The 17,603-nt window shown below is 38.7% G+C and carries 19 protein-coding genes; 5 read left to right on the forward strand and 14 right to left on the reverse strand.

The annotated features are described in order from the left end of the window. Positions 1–42: 42 nt before the first annotated feature. The gene (locus tag MST18_RS10385; protein ID WP_180133562.1) at positions 43–942 is read right to left on the reverse strand and encodes an NUDIX domain-containing protein; all 900 of its coding nucleotides are present in this window, start codon (positions 940–942) and stop codon (positions 43–45) included. 147 nt (positions 943–1,089) lie between these two features. Between MST18_RS10385 and hemP the strand changes: the two genes are divergently transcribed. After that, entirely contained in the window at positions 1,090–1,260 is a 171-nt protein-coding gene (hemP, locus tag MST18_RS10390; RefSeq protein ID WP_078189103.1) for a hemin uptake protein HemP, read from the forward strand. A 197-nt stretch (positions 1,261–1,457) separates the two neighbouring features. Here the strand turns inward: hemP and MST18_RS10395 are convergent, their stop codons facing one another. The 4 genes from MST18_RS10395 to MST18_RS10410 all read right to left on the reverse strand — a co-directional run bounded on the left by MST18_RS10395 (position 1,458) and on the right by MST18_RS10410 (position 5,805). Beyond that, positions 1,458–2,777 carry a HAMP domain-containing sensor histidine kinase gene (locus MST18_RS10395; protein WP_180133563.1) on the reverse strand — a complete coding sequence of 440 codons (1,320 nt, stop codon included), beginning with the start codon at positions 2,775–2,777 and terminating at the stop codon, positions 1,458–1,460. 4 nt (positions 2,778–2,781) lie between these two features. Continuing rightward, positions 2,782–3,450, reverse strand: coding sequence for a response regulator transcription factor (locus MST18_RS10400; RefSeq protein ID WP_180133564.1), 669 nt, complete (start codon positions 3,448–3,450; stop codon positions 2,782–2,784). A gap of 130 nt (positions 3,451–3,580) precedes the next feature. After that, positions 3,581–3,943, reverse strand: a complete 363-nt coding sequence (locus tag MST18_RS10405) for a NirD/YgiW/YdeI family stress tolerance protein (RefSeq protein WP_180133565.1) — start codon at positions 3,941–3,943, stop codon at positions 3,581–3,583. A gap of 104 nt (positions 3,944–4,047) precedes the next feature. Continuing rightward, on the reverse strand, positions 4,048–5,805 hold the full coding sequence (locus MST18_RS10410) for a GspE/PulE family protein (protein ID WP_180133566.1): 1,758 nt from the start codon (positions 5,803–5,805) through the stop codon (positions 4,048–4,050). Between the two features lie 186 nt (positions 5,806–5,991). Here MST18_RS10410 and MST18_RS10415 point away from each other — a divergent pair, with 186 nt between their 5' ends. The 3 genes from MST18_RS10415 to MST18_RS10425 all read left to right on the forward strand — a co-directional run bounded on the left by MST18_RS10415 (position 5,992) and on the right by MST18_RS10425 (position 8,240). Next, a complete protein-coding gene (locus tag MST18_RS10415; RefSeq protein ID WP_180133567.1) occupies positions 5,992–6,678 on the forward strand; it encodes a hypothetical protein in 687 nt (228 codons plus the stop codon). Positions 6,679–6,730: 52 nt separating this feature from the next. Beyond that, a protein-coding gene (locus tag MST18_RS10420) for an IS3 family transposase (RefSeq protein WP_119285041.1) occupies positions 6,731–7,896 on the forward strand; the annotation gives its coding sequence in 2 pieces (ribosomal slippage) (positions 6,731–6,989 and positions 6,989–7,896; 1,167 coding nt in all). 65 nt (positions 7,897–7,961) lie between these two features. After that, positions 7,962–8,240, forward strand: coding sequence for a hypothetical protein (locus tag MST18_RS10425; protein WP_180134011.1), 279 nt, complete (start codon positions 7,962–7,964; stop codon positions 8,238–8,240). A gap of 40 nt (positions 8,241–8,280) precedes the next feature. Here MST18_RS10425 and tsaA read toward each other — a convergent pair whose 3' ends face one another. Then, positions 8,281–8,991: a tRNA (N6-threonylcarbamoyladenosine(37)-N6)-methyltransferase TrmO gene (tsaA, locus tag MST18_RS10430; protein ID WP_180134012.1), complete on the reverse strand. Its 711-nt coding sequence runs from the start codon at positions 8,989–8,991 to the stop codon at positions 8,281–8,283. A gap of 106 nt (positions 8,992–9,097) precedes the next feature. Between tsaA and MST18_RS10435 the strand changes: the two genes are divergently transcribed. Next, positions 9,098–9,877 (forward strand): ferredoxin--NADP reductase, encoded by a 780-nt coding sequence (locus MST18_RS10435; protein WP_078189109.1) that lies wholly within the window; start codon positions 9,098–9,100, stop codon positions 9,875–9,877. 82 nt (positions 9,878–9,959) lie between these two features. Here MST18_RS10435 and MST18_RS10440 read toward each other — a convergent pair whose 3' ends face one another. From MST18_RS10440 to MST18_RS10470, 8 genes are all read right to left on the reverse strand, one after another. Beyond that, positions 9,960–10,142 carry a hypothetical protein gene (locus MST18_RS10440; protein WP_180005252.1) on the reverse strand — a complete coding sequence of 61 codons (183 nt, stop codon included), beginning with the start codon at positions 10,140–10,142 and terminating at the stop codon, positions 9,960–9,962. A gap of 19 nt (positions 10,143–10,161) precedes the next feature. Next, a complete protein-coding gene (locus MST18_RS10445; protein ID WP_180010878.1) occupies positions 10,162–10,413 on the reverse strand; it encodes a hypothetical protein in 252 nt (83 codons plus the stop codon). A 153-nt stretch (positions 10,414–10,566) separates the two neighbouring features. Then, positions 10,567–10,794: a transposase gene (locus MST18_RS10450; protein ID WP_257245643.1), complete on the reverse strand. Its 228-nt coding sequence runs from the start codon at positions 10,792–10,794 to the stop codon at positions 10,567–10,569. Between the two features lie 28 nt (positions 10,795–10,822). Then, positions 10,823–11,101 (reverse strand): transposase family protein, encoded by a 279-nt coding sequence (locus MST18_RS16655; protein ID WP_373684476.1) that lies wholly within the window; start codon positions 11,099–11,101, stop codon positions 10,823–10,825. Then, positions 11,070–12,338 (reverse strand): type VI immunity family protein, encoded by a 1,269-nt coding sequence (locus MST18_RS10455; protein ID WP_180134013.1) that lies wholly within the window; start codon positions 12,336–12,338, stop codon positions 11,070–11,072. The genes MST18_RS16655 and MST18_RS10455 overlap by 32 nt, the downstream gene beginning before the upstream one ends. 415 nt (positions 12,339–12,753) lie before the next feature. Beyond that, positions 12,754–13,542: a hypothetical protein gene (locus MST18_RS10460; RefSeq protein ID WP_257227563.1), complete on the reverse strand. Its 789-nt coding sequence runs from the start codon at positions 13,540–13,542 to the stop codon at positions 12,754–12,756. 118 nt (positions 13,543–13,660) lie between these two features. Continuing rightward, a complete protein-coding gene (locus tag MST18_RS10465; RefSeq protein ID WP_180134014.1) occupies positions 13,661–14,791 on the reverse strand; it encodes a DUF2515 family protein in 1,131 nt (376 codons plus the stop codon). After that, positions 14,791–17,571: a type VI secretion system Vgr family protein gene (locus MST18_RS10470; protein ID WP_180134015.1), complete on the reverse strand. Its 2,781-nt coding sequence runs from the start codon at positions 17,569–17,571 to the stop codon at positions 14,791–14,793. The genes MST18_RS10465 and MST18_RS10470 overlap by 1 nt, the downstream gene beginning before the upstream one ends. Positions 17,572–17,603: the final 32 nt, after the last annotated feature.

Consider the following 17,603-nt stretch of genomic DNA (forward strand, 5'->3'; position numbering starts at 1 on the left):
ACTTTCAAATACGACTTTAATTCAATATACACATTCTAGTTTCTAAAAACTGCGAATACCTGCCACCCCATAAGCATGATGCTGCTGTGCAATAGGTAGCAATTCAGGACGCATCCCACCTAAAGCAAAAACAGGGATTTCTATGCTTCGTGCAATCTCAGAAAAATGCGCCCATCCCATACTTTGCGCCTCTGGATGACTTTGTGTCGCCAGAACTGGGCTCATAAGAATAGCATCACAGCCAATTTTTTGCGCATGCAGTGCAGAAACTTGATCATGACAAGCGGCGATATAGCGCTTCCCAAGCTGTAAATCACCTTTATTTTTTTTCAGCAATTGGTGCTGCTTAAGATGTAAAGCCGAAATATGTGCTTGCACCTCTGTAGAGAGTAATGACCATAGATCTTCATTAATTATCAATTGCTTTAAAATCACGGTAGGTAATTGATTTAATGCCTCTGCATTTTCTGCGCTGGCATCGACTCGCCAATAATACAACAGCGTCTCTTGAAGCGTTTCAAATGTTGGTAGATCGGCGGTGATTTTGATCTGTTGCTGCCAATATAAACGTTGCAAAATAGCTTGATTGGCCTTTGGAAAATTCAAGCTCATGAGCTGTTGACGTGAATACCAGGCCCATGGCTTTTGGATTTCATTCAGCAATGCATGCGGGACAGTGGCATGAAATAAATGTAATTTCACAATAACATCATCATATTCATGCTGAATAAAATCAAAAGCATGCCAGTCATGTAAACCGATGCCAACTTCTTCAAAAATTTCACGACGACACGCTTGTTCAGGACTTTCACCCTGCTCGACTTTACCGCCCGGAAACTCATGTTTATTGCCCTGATGTTGTTTTGCTTCACGCCAACCCACCAGTACTTTGTCTTGATGCAATAAAATCGCAATGGCGACATCGATTTGCGGTTTCGACATAGTTCCCTGTTCTCTACTCTGTTCCAATTGATATCCAAGTGTAAGCAAATTTATCTTTTTTATAAAATCCTAAAATTACCGTTGACAGGCCTATTCGATAATGATTATCATTTAAATCATTCAGAAATACACCACGGAGTCGACGGAATGAACGCACCATTTAGCCTTTTTACTCGTAGCAATGAAGCACACCACTCACTGCCAATGCTACATTCAAACAACCTTTTTGCTTTAGGACGTGAAATTCGCATTATGCATGCAGGTGAAGAATATCGACTACGTTTAACACGAAATAATCGCCTTATTTTGACCAAATAATTTCTGATAAAAATAATAATTATCAGCGCAATAAAAATAATCGTGGACACAAGCAGTAAGCCATTCGCTTACTGCTTTTTAAGTTTTGTACTTAGTTAAATTAAGCTTTATAACTACTCAAACTTAATTTAAATCGCAACACTCATCTTCCTCTCACAATACTCTTTCGCTCAAATTCCATAGGGCAAATCATGTGTTTAGCGGATTGGAAAAGTGAGTTGTACCTTTAAGCCGCCTAGTTCAGAGGCATCCACACTTAAATGACCTTGATGTAACTGTGCAATTTTTTGGGCAATTGAAATACCTAAACCTGAACCTTGCGTCTTCGTTCCCAATACGCGGTAAAACCGCTCGCCAATGCGTTGCAATTCTGCGGCTGTCAGTCCTGCACCTTGATTCTCGATCGTCCAAATCGCCTGCTGTGCTGTTACCGTTAAATCAATCTTGACCTGTCCTTGCTCAGGACTATAACGAATAGCGTTATCGACTAAGTTTCGCAGACAGCTAAACATCAACTCTGCGTTCATAGCAAACTGTACAGACTGGGTCTGTAGCTTCAATTCGATCTGTTTTTCTTCAATAAACGGCTGTAAAGCATCAATGACTTGTAAACTCAGCTGTTCTAAGTCGTTCTGTTTTTTATCCAATTGCTCTGATTGCGTCGGGTCGAGCCGCGCCAGAATAAGTAGATTTTCCAGCACACGTGTTCCTCGATTAACATCGTGCTGTATGCTCAATAAATCCTGCTGAATGTTGGGATATTTTCGTTTTAATACCTGAAGTCGCATTTGAATCGCAGACAATGGTGAGCGTAATTCATGTGAGGCATCGGAGGTAAAACGCTGTTCCGCCTCTAAGGCTTGATCTAATCGGCTTAATAAAAAATTCAGCTGTGTTTGGATCGGCTCTAGTTCTTGCAATACAGGTTCAGGTAAGACGATGGCTTGTAAGTCATCTACATTTTTTTCAGCGATTTGTTTGGAAAATAGCTGTAAAACTTTCAATTGACGTTTAATCAAAATATGCAGTAATAGCCATTGGATCAACCAAACTATCAACAGAATCCCTGCATAGCCTAGTACGCTTTGCAGCGTTTCTCTGAGCCGTGTTTTCATCGGTTGAATGATTTGTACGCTTAATCCATCGTCCTGAAGTGCATAGCTACGCCAAAGCGCGCCTTCTCCCCATTGATAATGCAACCCTTGTTTTAAATTGGGCTGATGTTCAAATGCTGTGTGTTGTTCCGATGTGGTTAAGACTTGCGACCCTTGCATGAGTTGATATTGCATATCAAACTCTTCACTCAGTTCATCTATTTGTTCGTCTTGCTTCAGCGTTAGATCAGTAGCAGTGAGCATATCTGCCACTTCGTCCATCAGGGCATCGTGTACATTCATGATGTGATACAAACCAAATCCCAACATCAGACACAGAGAGATTGCTCCCGCCCAAATTGCACTGAGCAGTGAGGTTTTAATCAGTTGCGACTGTAAGGAAATGCTTTTTTTATCACTCATAAACTTAACTTTTTTGCGGAAGATTCATGCGATAACCCAAACCTCTTAAGGTTTTAATGTAATCACTGCCAATCTTCTTACGCAATTGGTAAATAAAAACTTCGATCGCATTACTTTCTACTTCATCGCCCCATGCATAGAGTGATTCTTCGAGTTGGCTACGTGTCATAATATGCTCAGGATTCAACATCATCTTATGCAAAATTTGATATTCACGCGATGTCAGCGTAATCAATTCCGCATTTTTACGCAGCGTTTTGGCTTGTACATCTAAACTTAAATCCCCGAAAGTCAGAGAATTATCACGCTGTTGATGATGCAAGCGTAATTGGGCACGCACCCTTGCTGACAACTCTTCCAAGCTAAAGGGTTTCACCAAATAATCATGGGCTCCCAGATCTAAACCTTCAACACGATCTGCAATACTGTCCCGAGCAGTAATGAATAAAACTGGTGTAAGCGGATGCAACTGTACGATACGTTTTAAAATTTCATCACCAGTTACTTTTGGTAAGCCACGATCTAAAAGTATGCAATCATATTGATGTTGTTCTAAAGCCAAAATAGCGTGATCGCCTCGCTCAACCCAATCAACACTGTAGCCATCCATTTCAAGCCATGTTTTTATACTGTCGGCTTGGGATGCATCATCTTCTGCCAATAAAATTCGCATCTTACCTACCCTATTTCTATGGTTCCGACTTCAGTGTATCGAACTTTTGCTCATATCTACTCAAATCATAAAAAACCACAGCAAGCCGTGGTTTTTTATAGTGCAGCACTGTATTGAATGACAGGCTAAATTAAAATTTTACTTGATCGACATCAACTTCAACGCGTTTCGTCGGTTTGTAATCAATGTCGATTTCACCAATGAGCGTTACTGGTGTTTTAGCTGAAATCGCTTTGCCTTGCCAAAGTTCATCATCAATATCCACTGTAATGCTGCCTGTGCTATCGCGGAACTGATATTTTTCATCGCCCATCGATTTCACAACATAACCTTTCAATTGAACTTTACTATCATCTTTTAAGCCTAAGGCATGTTTCACTGATGTGGTTTTAATCGGTGCAACAGCTGTTTGATTAACTGCTGTATTCGCGACTGCAACCGATGCCACACCTGCAAATGCTAAACCACATACCAATTGAGTGAATGTTTTCATCTTCGATCTCTCTTACTTTGTCTATTTCGATAGCGCTATTTAAACAAAGCAAGATGAGTCGAATCTTAAGCTGCAAAGACGTTTTTATTTATTTGATCGAACCATTAGTTGAGCGGTACGACACGCAGAACTTCTTCTAAAGTCGTCACACCTGCAAGTACTTTACGCGCACCTGCAATTCGTAATGGCTCGACATGCTCTTTACGTGCCTGTGTACTTAGTTGGGTTAGATCTGCATTGGCACCAATCAATTGCTTGGTTTCAATACTGAGTGGCATAAATTCATAAATTCCCACACGGCCTTTATAACCCGTTTGACGGCATTCATCACAGCCCACCGCCTCGTAGACAAAATCAGGCATTTGTATCGCATATTCAAAGGTCAAATGTTTCCACTCTTGTTCATTGATAAAAGTCTCACGCTTACAATGTGGACAGAGTTGACGAACCAAACGTTGTGCCAAAACCCCTAAAATGGTCGCTGCCGTTAAAAAAGGCTGAATCCCCAGATCATGTAATCGCGTCAAACTCGATGGTGCATCATTGGTATGTAAAGTTGAAAGCACCAAATGACCTGTTAATGCAGCTTGGATCGCCATATTTGCCGTATCATGATCTCGGATCTCCCCGACCATGATAATGTCAGGGTCTTGACGCATTAAAGCCCGTACACCATCGGCAAAGCCCAGATCAATCCCTGTATTCACCTGCATTTGGTTAAAACTGGGCTCTAACATCTCAATCGGGTCTTCAATGGTGCAGACATTCACTTCTTCGGTTGCCAATTGTTTGAGTGATGAATAAAGCGTGGTGGTTTTACCCGAACCCGTCGGACCGGTCACTAAAATAATACCGTGACTATGACTGGTTAAGGCCTTCCAATCATCTAACAGACGCCCTTCAAAACCGAGTTGTTGGAAACTACGTACCAAGACTTCAGGGTCAAAAATACGCATAACCAACTTTTCACCAAAGGCTGTTGGCAACGTCGATAAACGTAGCTCTGTTTCTTGGCCTTTGGGTGTACGGGTTTTTAAACGTCCATCTTGCGGCTTACGTTTTTCAGCCACATTCATCCGACCTAAGATCTTAATTCGTGAAACCACTGCTGTCAGCGTATTTGCTGGCATGTTGTAGATGGTATGCAATACGCCATCGATACGAAAACGCACCTTTCCTGTATCTTTACGCGGCTCGAGGTGAATATCACTTGCACCTTGTTCGAAGGCAAACTGTAAAACCCAATCGACAAGCTTCACAATATGCTGATCATTAGCATCTGGATTTTGTGTATCACCTAATTGTAATAACGCTTCAACGCCTTTATTTTCACGGTCATAACTCGATGATTTTTGAGAATTACTGACCGCACGACTCACTTGGTAATATTCAACCAAATATCGCTGTAGTTGATCTGGACTGAGCAATACACGCTGAATCTTGCGTGGTAATACCGTTCTTTCTAAATTTGCAATCCATTCATTTTTATAAGGTTGATCCGTTGCAATCAACACATGCTCATTTTGTAATTCCACCGCTAAAATGCGATTTCGTACTGCAAATTCTTGCGACATAATGGCTGTCAAAGCAGGCACGTCAGCTTTTAAAGGATCGATAATATAAAACGGTACACCTGACTTTTCTGCCAACCATTGACAGAGTCTATTCAATGTTAAGGTAGACTGTGGATGACTCTGATCGACTAAATTAAAATTGGCAATCCATTGTAAAGGATGCCATTTCAACTGCTCACGCTGACGGTGCGTGGTTTGAATCAGTATTTTGTCCCGTTCAGTAATACGTCCATCTTTTTGTAATAGGTCTAAACACCAAGAAGTGTCAATTTCAAAATTAAAAGTCATTGTTCTATGTTCCCCAAACATAAAACCACTATAGCAAAAAATTCTAAAGGCACGCTTGTGTCATTTGTGTTTTGCACATAGATTTTCTGAAAGCATACTATTTTTGTTATTAATGAAAACATTCATAAATTTAAGCTATAATAAATTTGCCTCTCAGGGCTTTATAACAACGATATAAGAAGATTTATGATGAAAATAAAAATATTAGCAATTTGTACCATGACTATTCTTAGCTTAACTGCCTGCGGCGGTGGCGGTGGAAGCTCAACCTCTAATAATGACTCCAGCGAAAATCCAACGATACCAAATGCTGCTTTCCAACAGTGGTCAACTTTTGAACTCGACAGTGAAAGTGATGTGCTGTCATACGAAAGTGATACTGCAACTATCGATAATGGTAAACTATATACTTCAGAAAGTAGCGATTCATTTATGGTCACAGCGAATGGCTTGTATGATGAAGGATCTCTACACAGTTCGTATGGCTATCTGAATGGCAATATATCCATTGCAAATAATGTGTGGACGCTAAGTCCTCATTCCTCTATTAATTCATCAGGTCTAAAAATTACGACAACAATGAAGTCCTTCAATCTTGAAGGTGAAATCCTAGCATCTCAAGTTGATGCCTATAATTATTGGATCATAAAAAATAATATTACTGATTCAAGCAACTATATTTCTAACGATGCTCTCAAATACTTAACAGCTATTTCAAATATTAAGTTTCCCGCTGGTTCTCGCTGTTTACAATTAAATAAAGTATCAAATAGTGAACAGTATTTAGATTTAACAGATTCCTCAGATAGTGATAGTCAAAGTTTTTTAGCTGACTGGTGGGTTGATCTTAGTACAGATATGATGTGTGCTTAAAAAACAGGAGGGTTTAACTTGGTAAACTATACATACTCATTAGGAGTTTACCATGAGCAAGAAACAGAAGACTTACACCGCAGAATTTAAAGCTGAAGCCATAAAAGCCATTGAAGAGAACCAAGGTAATGTATCGGAATCCGCTAGACAACTTGGCATTTCAATGCAAACCCTTTCGAACTGGAATAACAAAGCAAAGGCTGGAACTTTAGCAGGCACAAAACAGTATTCGCCCGATCTAAACGCCTTACTCGAAGAAAATAAGAAGCTTAAACAACAGCTCAAAACAGCTGAAATGGAACGTGAATTTTTAAAAAAGGCAGCAGCGTACTTTGCCAAAGAAAGTCAGTGAGGTACGCCTATATGAAATCGCAAAGCCACTTATTTCCGATTATTTTAATGGCTCGATTACTTCGTGTATCCGTTTCTCGCTTTTATGATTGGCTAAAGCGAGGCATGAGTAAAAGATCAATTCAGCGAAATCAGCAGACAATTTTGGTCAAAATAGCCCATGAAGAAACCAAACAAAGCTATGGCTATGTTCGATTAACCAAGCATTTACAAGCGCAAGGTATCAAAATAAGTACGTATGCTGTGCGCCAAATAAAAAAATCAAATCAGTTGTATTGTAAGCGCCATAAGCGTTTCAAAAGAACCACGAACAGTGATCACAACCGTTCTATTTATGACAATTTACTCAAGCAACAGTTTTCAATGACGAAGCCTAATCTTGCGTGGTCGAGTGACATTACCTACATTTGGACGGCTGAGGGCTGGTTGTACTTGGCAGCTGTCAAAGATCTTTACACGAAACAGGTTGTTGGCTATAGCTTAAATGAGCGCATGACAGCCAAGCTTGTTTGTGATGCATTGAATATGGCTATTCGCAATCAGAAACCTGCTAAAGATCTCATTGTACATTCAGATAGAGGCAGCCAATATTGCAGTAATGAATATCGAAACTTACTTGAGAAATTTGATTTTCAGGGTTCAATGAGCAAAAAAGGCGACTGCTTTGATAATGCACCGATAGAGAGTTTCTGGGGCATACTCAAAAATGAACTAGTCCATCATCGCAACTACAAAACAAGGGAAGAAGCCAAAGCGGATATTACAAAATATATAGAGTTATTTTATAATCAGCGAAGAATTCAAAAAGGCTTGGATTTTAAGACACCAAATCAAATGGCAGAAGACTTTTATCGGTTAGCTGCCTAGAATCTCCCAAGTGAAAGTCTCCTGCTAATTCAGCACACATCAATATTACTGCGAAAAAATACATCATGAAAGATACTGTAGCCTATACCGTAGCTGATGATGAGAGTGAATATGGCGTAGCTCAATATAAAAATCGTTTTTATGACGCTTACCTATCTCCTAAAGGAGTGGAATACAATATGCAGGATTTAATTAAGGTTATTGATAATTGGATAAATACTTCAACTAATCCTACTCAAAAAACTCAATTTTTAGAGTTTAAACAATTAGCTGAGAACTCTTGCAGCATGTATAACGATGTTGCTCTTAACGCGATCAAACAAAGTTTTGCGGCAAATAAATAATTTACACATTTAATAAAAAAGGAGCTAAAAGCTCCTTTTTTTATTGAGATATATCAATAATCAGAATTTGTAGATCACAGACCTGAAATTTTACATTCAATCCACCAAATAACATGCCATACACACGTTCATCATCATGCTGATAAGCAGGACGTGGATCTAAACTCAATACTTGTTCCAGTTCTGCTGTTAATTGTTCGGTTAAATTGCCATTATTCAAAAATACCTGTTTTTGTTGCTCAGCGTGCTCTGACCAAATCACAGATTTTCTTTCTGGCTCATCCTGCGCATAACCGCTGTGCGCATCCATAACTGCATCTGAATATTGAATATAGGGTTTGATATCTAAAATTGGTGTTCCATCCAACAAATCACTACCGACCACATAGACTCGTACCGATTTACCGACTTTTTTTACAGCTTTGAGCTGCACAACCGACAAGCCCATAGGTGACGGTCGATACATACTTCGTGTCGCAAATACCCCGATTTTTTGATTACCACCTAAACGCGGAGGACGAACTTGCGGACGAAATTTTGTCGAATCTACATTTTTATTTTCATGAAACTGCCAAATCAACCAAAGATGACTAAAATCTTCAATCCCCTCAAAAGCCAATAAATCGTTATAAGGTTCTACCATTTCAATATAAGATTCGACTTGCACCAAATTTGGCTGACGTGGAATACCAAACTTTTCTCGGTAGGGAGATTTCATATACCCGATAATTGGCATTTTAAGCTCAGACATAATCACTTTTTCTGATAAGTTCAATTAAATATATTCAGTTTATCGAGAATGATTTTAGATTAGAATAGTAAGCTGTTCTAATTTGATAATTTTATTGAGACCTTTAATGGCTGCTTTTAACGTCGAAAAGATTACTCACGTCCACCATTGGAATGACACTTTATTCTCTTTTAAAACCACTCGCGATACTGCGTTACGTTTTAAAAACGGTCAATTTGTGATGATCGGCCTTGAAGTAAATGGTAAGCCTTTAATGCGCGCTTATTCTATTGCAAGCGCAAACTATGAAGAAGAATTAGAGTTTTTCTCTATTAAAGTTCCAGATGGTCCTTTAACGTCTATTTTACAAAAAGTAAAAGTTGGCGATGAAATTTTAGTGTCTAAAAAACCTACAGGTACTTTAGTTCTAGATGACTTAAACCCTGGTAAAAACTTATACCTACTTTCTTCAGGTACAGGTCTTGCACCGTTCCTTTCTGTAATTCGTGACCCTGAAACTTACGAACGTTTTGAAAAAATCATCGTTGTACATGGTACACGTTTCATTTCGGAATTGGCTTATCAAGATTTAATCTTAGATGAAATTCCTAACCACGAATTCTTTGGTGAATTAGGCGCGAAAGAAAAATTGGTTTACTACCCTACGGTAACTCGTGAAGAATTCCATACTCAGGGCCGTGTAACTACTGCCATTGAATCTGGTCAACTTTTCGAAAAAATTGGTCTTCCTCGTTTCAACCCTGAAACTGACCGCGCAATGCTTTGCGGTTCACCTGCATTCCTAGACGACGTTGCTGCACTACTTGACCAGCACGGCCTGAAAGAATCTCCTAAGATGGGAGTTCTAGGCGACTACGTGATCGAACGTGCATTCGTTGAAAAATAAGATTTCTTATTATTTCCAATAATATTGGATCAAAAAACCGAGCTATTTAGCTCGGTTTTTTATTGCTATCATCACGAAAAAATTAACGTCCACGGCCTTCTTGGTTTGCAGAACCTGAACAACCTGCGCCCCCCCCAATAATAAAACCTCTTTCCGCCTTACATGAACCGATCATACGACCATGTGAGTCAAATGTAGTAACCGTCGATGCACAACCCGTCAGTACAACCGTTGCTACTAATGCAATAAGTGCTGATAATTTCACAATATTTCCCCTCTATTATTTACGGTGCTAAATTAATCTGATTTTGACTTGGTGGTACTGGTAATAGTCCAGTCTTGGCATCCACTGTATTGTAATTCACACCAATCGCATTGCCTGAGCCACCACAATGGGCACTGGCAGTCGAAAGTAAACCACGTGTTGCTTTACATGATCCAATCACCTGACCAGTTGCATCATAGGTCACAACTTTCGAGCTACACCCAGTAATTAACAACACAGCACCTACGACTAAAAATTTAATTATTTTCACTACACCCTCTGCTAAAAATCTCTAAAATATCCAGTTTATTTTTAGAAATTACTTACATTACTTATACTTAATTTAAATTCTATCAAAATGTTTTTATTTGTAAAGAAATAAATATTATGTGAATTTAAAAATATATTAGACCTCTTGCATAAATCATTTTTTATCCAACTCCATATTGTAAACCCCAGCAATTAAATTGAATCGTAATCCCAGTCTTTTATCTCTATTTCGATAACGCTCAGCCAAAATTTTAAAGGTTTTAAGGCAACCAAATATGTGCTCAATCCCAATTCTTCTTTTGTTGATCTCTTGGTTATAAATTTTAAGTTCAGGATCTAACTTACAGTGACGTTTAGCTTTTGATAGCAACAGACTATTCACATATACAACATAAATTCTCTGATAACCCTTATCTGCGAGGATAAAAGCCCCCTATAGGATTCTGATTAAAGTTGCGTTTAAAGAGCTCAAAATCATGTACTGAACCTCGATCAGCGCATAAACTCAGAATTCTCTGAGTTTTATAATGAATGATGGCTTGTACTTTAAAGGTGTATTTCTTTTTCTTGCCACTATAGCTTTTCTTCTGTTTTTTAGACCTTTGGATTGGAATTTCTGTGGCATGCTTAAATGAACAAGCGTCTAAGGACATCCATTTATTCTTCACCATCAAACTGCCAGTACACATCACCCCAATCACTTTCAAAATCAGGGAATATATCACCTTGTTTGAAATATTGACGTGAGTTTTCTTTAGCAAAAGTATACCAATAACCTGCGTGAGGACATGGGCTACCGGCAATAACAATATCTATTCTTTCTTGTTCTTGAACTTCAACTTCCACTCGTTTTAATTCAGGCCAAGTGCTGTCTTCATCAAATCGTGCAATCCATTGCTTTGAACTTACGGCATCAAAACGTGGATTTGGATCATCTGACCATGCATCTAAAGTGGTCAGTTTTAAGTTATCACAACGTATCGGTTTAATTAGTTCATTTGCCATCACCAATAAATCAGGAACACCTTCTTCAACTGGATAAAGTGAAAGCTCTCCCAAACGTATCCATAAGCTGTATTTTGTTGAATCTTCTAGGTCTATAATTTTAGTAATTTCAATTCGTGGATCATCCAGTTTTTCACGAATTTGTTCTTCACTCAAGCCTAGTTTCTCTAGCCAGTAGGAAGAAAGTAAAAAGCACCATGTTGGGGTACGAATACCGCCACCTAAACCATCCCGATCTTCTGCAATAAACATATTTTCATGAGAAAACTCCATACCAGGATGATCAATATCGAGCCCGTAAAAATAATCCGTGAAAGTCCGTTCAACTGTTTCAAATTCAGGAGAAACAAATGCAAATTGACTTGTGTTTCCAATTTCATATCCACTATATGCTTGAATTGGGTTAAGCATTTCTAGACATTTTTGAACAAATGAGTACCAAATATCTTTATTGGATCTATACCATTGATCACCAAAAGTTAATTTTAGACTAGAATAGCGCTCAATAGAGTCTCTAATCTTTGCACTTAAAGCCCAACGTGGACTTTGATCTTGAGATTGTGCAGATGTTGCACCTAAATAGTAAATGAAATATTTTTTATAAATTTTTGCCATTTCAGCTGATATTTCTTCACGACTTCTAATCCATGAAATTGCCTTTTTCCAAACTTCTGTATCACATCGAAATCTTAAATGAAATAGCTTATCAATTATTTCGAATTCAAATTTCTCATAAATATCAATTACTTTTATCAAAAATTCTTGCGCATTTGTTTTTTTTTGATCAATATAAAATGTAATATAAGGGCAAACTCCGAACTCTTTTTTTTCTTCCCCATAAATTATTGATGTATCAAGAGGAATATCTCGAACTAATTCTTCTATTTCCTCATCATTTAAATAAACTTGTGCTGTGCTCATAAAATATTCTTTTAATTAATACTTCTTTTTTTAGAGATCCAATATTATCAAGCCCCGAAGGGCATAAAACTGCCAGTACACATCACCCCAATCACTTTCAAAATCAGGGAAAATATCTCCCTATTTAAAGTATTGACGTGAGTTTTTTTATGATGGTAAATAAATAATCTACTTGAAAGCATTTTTAGCCTACCATTATTAAACAGAATGATTAATCATTTTTAGGGGGGATACCCCACCACATTCCATTCGATACTTTCAGCTTCAGGCAAACTCTTCATTACATTAAATAAATTATACTTGATTAGACTATCCTCTACATGGTGGAGGTTAGGTATGGGATTATTCATCTCATAATTATATTGCTAAATGAAACCTAACAAACAACTTTCTGAAACAAAGCCCACCAAATATCCTATTTCATATATTGCCAAACATCAGGGTCTACATAGCTGTCATCAATATGATAGCCTTCCAGTTTAATTTTTTGTTCCTTAAATTTACGATCTTTTTCATTGTCTCTCCTTTCATCTAAAAAGGCTTGTTTTAACTGTTCTGCTGTCATTTCATCTGAGTTAGAAATAGCATTGAAACCACTATATCTAAAGTGCTCAAAACCATATCTAACAACATATTGTTCTTTTTCATCGTCTTTATGAGTTCTAGAAAGAGATATTCCTAAATTAATATTACTATTATATAAATCAAAAAACATGTGATCATTGGTCATATTCAACATTTCTTGCCATTCTTTAAAACTTAAAATATGGCTTGGATCAATAACCTTCCCCATATGCTTACTCATATATTTTAGATTATCTTGTTTATCTATACGTTCAGTAAAAGGTAAATAGTACTGTTTCCAGTTTTTCTCATTCATTTGCTTCATCAGTTTGACATAAGCGTTATATGCATCTTCACTCGTCGTATATTCATTAGCATGTAAACTAGCGGTCACATCCATAATTAAAACACCATCATTGCCCAATCGCGCAACTTGCGTCCCCATTACACTAATAACATTATCAATCTCAAAGTTGCTTTGTTCAGTCACAATTTTAACCTGTCCCAGTTTGGGCGGTCTCCAATCCAGTGATAAAAAATTCATCCCCGCAGGTTGGCGATCCATCGGCGCATTACTATATTGAACAAAATCTTTTAAACCTTGCTGTCCAAAATGTAAAATAACACTTTGTTGTGGCATTATTTCATTTCCTTCACTTTTCGTATTTGGAGTACATGCCAATAATAGGCAACATATCGAAAATCCAAAAATTAAACTTAGATAATTTTTCATATTGAAACTTTTATTAAAAAAATCATTATTTTTTCCCTTCATTACTATTTGGATGTACTCCAAAGATAAAGTCTGCTTTACTCTGACTCCACCCCGTTATTTTTTTTAACTCCTGATGTAGAAAGGTTCGACCTCTATCATCCAACATTAAACGATGATATTTTTCAGCTGCTTTGTTAATCCAAATCATTCGACTATCGTAGTCCTCTGCCTTTGTATCACTAAAAGGCGAAATATAGACATCCTCAGGCAATTCACTCAACTGTTTCGCCCGACTACCACTATAAGTACCAAACCAACCCTTCTTAACTTCATCCACATCATAATCGCTTGACAAAACTAAGGTTGCATCTGGCATTGCCCAGCCCATATACCAGCTTCTTTGCTTCTCTGCCCCCCATTTCGCGGAAGCCTTATTCCAAACAACAGTTTGCAAGATATTAAATTGTTCCTGAACTGCAATAGCCATTAAATGAGCAAATAATTGAGTTTTAGCATTAGTATATTTTTGCTTTTCAGATTTTGCTTGTAAAAAAATAGCCTCTATTTCAGGCAACAAAGCAAAAGCATTTTTGATTTGCTTTGTACTTCCTAAGTAATTAATCTCTGGCAAACAACTTGACCATGGTAGATTCATGACTTCTTTTTTTATATGAGTAAATTTTGAAATATTTCTTTGGGTTCTACAACTATCAAATGTTTTTGATGAAGTGCTCCAAGCATAATGCCAAGGGGCAATATCCATAAATAGCCACAAATTCCCTAAAGCAAAAAGATCGATTGGTTCTTTTATAGTATCTACAATAATAGGAGCAGAATAACCTGTCTGACTTCCCCAATGATCAAAAACATTAGCAACTGTTTTAGATGCAAATGCACCCAAACCCATCCAGTAATAACGACCTTTTAAATTTACATTACCATTTATCTCTTTTTCTAAGAAAATTTTAGCGTATGCTGCCGCTATTCTTCTTGCTCGTGCTTCATAACCTTCTTCAAGTCTATATAAGTTTTGTTTAGCATCTTTTAAATTTGAAAGACGCTGCATCGCTACTTGCTGATATACTTCCCAAAAAGTCAAACAATCACACTGTGCTATTTTGCAACTATTCTCAGTTGTATTGGTATTGCTCTTCCAGTCTAGATCACCTCCCATTATTCTACTTCTCCTTCGCTTTCATCTATTTCTAAAGTCATCCAGTTTAAATCTAATATTAAACCTTCTTCACCTTCCGTATTAATACGTTTAGATTTACCTTTATTATCCGCTTGTGCAATAAATTCTTGATCACTCGTAGAAACCTTATAGTCAATAAACTTCATAGGCTCACCGGACGGCAAAAGGATTTGGAATTTTTCATTATATATTTCATATGCAGGTAGTCCCTGTATATTAACTCCAACTTCTGCCCCCCCCATAAACTTGTGCTGTCCCGCCTTTACTTCAAACTTCGCCGCAGTCGTTGGAAATATTCCTGTACTGGTAATTTTAAGTTGTGACCCACCAGCAGTAAGAATAATTTCCTTTGGACTTTTTATATCTACTTTATCTTCCGTGGAAATAATTTGAATACCCTTTCGTGCAATCAGGTCCGCCCCATCTCCTTGGGCTTGGATTTCAACTTTGCCTTTGCCTGCATACGCACGTAAGCCTTCTTGTGCTGCAAATAGACTGATCTTGCTTTGTGCATGGGCAATTAAGGATTTTTGACTGCTGAGATTGATGCTATCGCCTGCACTTTGGCTGATCTGTCCATCCGCTGAAAGATGAATATCTTCCTGACTACTCACAGCAATTGAGTTTGGTGCAGATAAAATCATTAAGGCTTGTTTAAAGGCATCAGCTTTTTCTTTACTGCCTTTTTCGATTTGTCCAAGGAAGTTTTTAAGGTTATCCAAGACTTCAAGTGGGTCAGTTTGTTGATTTTTCGCCACTTCACTTAAGGCTTTACTGTTGTTTAAATTGGCTTCGATTTGTTCTTTTGCAGCTTGTGCGTCGAGGTGCATTGCTGCTGCTTGTTGTTGCGGGTGTGTGCTGAAAAGGAGTCCTTGTCCTGCTCGCACTGCACCCCATTGGTCGGTTCTCAGTTCAAAGCCTTCACCTCGACCTGCACTTTCTGCGGTTTCTTTGGGATGACTGAGGTTCCCTAGGTTGAGCTGAGTGGCACCATGGGTGCTTTGTAATTGTGTTGATATTTGTCCTGTGCTGTCATCAAAGCGCAGTTGTCCAAAGCCTTCACCTTGGACTTCCTTACTTTTTATTCCAGCCAGTTTTTTGGTGTCTGGCAGTTTGCCTTTACTATCAAATTGGGTTGGGCTGCGCTGTGCTTCATGTATACGCCCCACCACAAATGGGCGGTCGATGTTGCCGTCAAAGAAATCGATGACCACGATTTCATTAATGCGCGGTAAGAATCGTGCACCATAGCCTTCACCTGCCCATGGAGTCAGTACATCTACCCATGCAGAATCCGTATCATTGTCATTACTGCCTGCACCGCCATCATGGCTGTGGTCATCTCCACGGGTAAATAAGAAACGAACTTTGATTCGTCCCCATTCATCGACATGTATTTCTTCACCACTTGGCCCGACAACTTTAGCCCGTTGCGGATGGGTGCTTGGACGGTGTTCGAGTGGGTTATATTCAGGAACCGTCGCAATATTGCGGCGTTGTAATGTGAGCTGATTGGCCTGACGCTCGGCCTGTTCATGGATGGGTTTAATATTCCACTGGCTTTGTTCAATCAGTTGATTGACCTGTTCAGTGAGATCTTTGGGTAAGTTATTTTGGTTATAGAATTTCTTTTCTGTGATTAAAAATTGTTTGTCTGCACCACTGTGTTGATCGATTTCTGGGTGTTCATTCAATTCAAACCAATAACCCACTTGGGTATCACGCACAGTCGATTGTGCACTGAATTTTTTCGATTGTAGCTCGTGATAGCGCGTTAGGTTTTGATTCAATTTTTCAATTTGGCTATTGGATGAAGCGGTAGCTTGGTCTTCGCCTTTTAAATCTTGCATCCATGCAGGGCTGATATGCCATGCTTGCTCCAAACTTAAGCTGGCATTGTCTTGGCTTTGGCTATGCTGATGTTTGCTTTGAACTGAACCTGCGCCTTCTTCTTGGTTCAGTCCATCGGCTTGCCAGCGCTGCACATGGACCGCAGTCGGTTGAATGCTACGCTCACCGATCAAGCTGGTGATGCTGTCTTGTTTTTCAGTGGCGCTAGAACGATGAAAGCGAATACTACGACGGCTGAGTGCTTGATACTGGCTATTGTCATCAATCAGGCGGAGTTTTTGTTTTTCAATTGGCGCTGAGGAATGCGGCACTTTCAGCTGCGCTTCATCGATGAGCCAGTTGATACCCTCACTGCGCCAAAGTCGCGTTAAAAAGTCATAATCGCTTTCATTCGACTGCATGATGAAAGGTCGTACATCATAGTTTTGGCCTAAACCGCTTAGATCTAGCGTTAGACTGGCAGCAAAAAGCGGACTTTTGCTTTGCCATTCTTTAAACAGAGTTTCACTGACATCGCGAACAGATTTGTTCATAAACACACGGCTGTTCCTGCGTTTATGCCACAGCGATGTTGCATCTTCTAAAGTGAGTTTATACAGCGTGAGTGAACCGTCACTCTGCCCTTGGGTGGCTTCGGTAATAATACCCGTGGTACGGAAGAGTTCGCCCTGATCGGTCACTTGATCAACGGCGACTTGTGCGCCAATAAATTGTTTTAATGGAATAAGGGCATTAGTAGATAGGCAAATCAAAGTCGCTTGCAGGCCTTGGTTTAAGACATGCTCCCCATCAATACGTTGAATAAAAAGCTCATCATTCAACGCAGGGTTGGAAAATTGCACATGAATGGCACGTTTTTGGGCGGATAGACCCAATTGTTCTAATACAGCAAATATTTTGCCTAACATAATAAAAATTCTAAATTGTAATCATGGAAATA

The sequence above is a fragment of the Acinetobacter sp. YH12068_T genome (assembly GCF_024606005.1).
GTDB classification, from domain to species: Bacteria; Pseudomonadota; Gammaproteobacteria; order Pseudomonadales; family Moraxellaceae; genus Acinetobacter; species Acinetobacter amyesii.

Coding starts and splice junctions, on each gene's coding strand:
- MST18_RS10470 (WP_180134015.1), bottom strand. CDS start 17,571: ATGTTAGGCAAAATATTTGCTGTATTAGAACAATTGGGTCTATCCGCC.
- MST18_RS10395 (WP_180133563.1), bottom strand. CDS start 2,777: ATGAGTGATAAAAAAAGCATTTCCTTACAGTCGCAACTGATTAAAACC.
- MST18_RS10400 (WP_180133564.1), bottom strand. CDS start 3,450: ATGCGAATTTTATTGGCAGAAGATGATGCATCCCAAGCCGACAGTATA.
- MST18_RS10435 (WP_078189109.1), top strand. CDS start 9,098: ATGGCTGCTTTTAACGTCGAAAAGATTACTCACGTCCACCATTGGAAT.
- MST18_RS16655 (WP_373684476.1), bottom strand. CDS start 11,101: ATGTGTACTGGCAGTTTGATGGTGAAGAATAAATGGATGTCCTTAGAC.
- MST18_RS10460 (WP_257227563.1), bottom strand. CDS start 13,542: ATGCCACAACAAAGTGTTATTTTACATTTTGGACAGCAAGGTTTAAAA.
- MST18_RS10465 (WP_180134014.1), bottom strand. CDS start 14,791: ATGGGAGGTGATCTAGACTGGAAGAGCAATACCAATACAACTGAGAAT.
- hemP (WP_078189103.1), top strand. CDS start 1,090: ATGAACGCACCATTTAGCCTTTTTACTCGTAGCAATGAAGCACACCAC.
- MST18_RS10385 (WP_180133562.1), bottom strand. CDS start 942: ATGTCGAAACCGCAAATCGATGTCGCCATTGCGATTTTATTGCATCAA.
- MST18_RS10410 (WP_180133566.1), bottom strand. CDS start 5,805: ATGACTTTTAATTTTGAAATTGACACTTCTTGGTGTTTAGACCTATTA.
- MST18_RS10425 (WP_180134011.1), top strand. CDS start 7,962: ATGAAAGATACTGTAGCCTATACCGTAGCTGATGATGAGAGTGAATAT.
- MST18_RS10415 (WP_180133567.1), top strand. CDS start 5,992: ATGATGAAAATAAAAATATTAGCAATTTGTACCATGACTATTCTTAGC.
- MST18_RS10405 (WP_180133565.1), bottom strand. CDS start 3,943: ATGAAAACATTCACTCAATTGGTATGTGGTTTAGCATTTGCAGGTGTG.
- MST18_RS10455 (WP_180134013.1), bottom strand. CDS start 12,338: ATGAGCACAGCACAAGTTTATTTAAATGATGAGGAAATAGAAGAATTA.
- tsaA (WP_180134012.1), bottom strand. CDS start 8,991: ATGTCTGAGCTTAAAATGCCAATTATCGGGTATATGAAATCTCCCTAC.